Origin of the sequence: Nocardioides malaquae (assembly GCF_015070385.1) — a bacterium.
GTDB lineage: Bacteria > Actinomycetota > Actinomycetes > Propionibacteriales > Nocardioidaceae > Nocardioides > Nocardioides malaquae.
Genome location: NZ_JADCSA010000864.1, coordinates 1 through 249 on the forward strand (window position 1 = coordinate 1; position 249 = coordinate 249).

The window sequence follows — 249 nt, forward strand, 5'->3', positions numbered from 1 at the left end:
ATTCAATGTTAACAACTTATTTTTAAAAATCATTATGAAGTTGGTGTTCAGTCAGAATTACTAATTTTCCAGAAATTATTGATTTTTTTAGGTTCGTTTCTCCAAATTTCTTTTCTAATATTTTAATAATTTCAGGTCTTTGATTTTCATTCTTAATTGTTATATATCTAATATCTGTTATTTTGTCAATTTTAAGAATATAATCGGGTAAATGTGGCTTTTTAATTCTTTTATTTTTATAATCCTTGA

1 protein-coding gene is annotated in these 249 nt (G+C 21.7%); it reads right to left on the bottom strand.

Annotated elements, in window-relative coordinates; all coding sequences use genetic code 11:
* Positions 1-22 precede the first annotated feature (22 nt).
* Positions 23-249 (bottom strand): hypothetical protein (locus IEQ44_RS18730; RefSeq protein WP_227487688.1); only part of this gene is annotated, 227 nt, incomplete at its 5' end.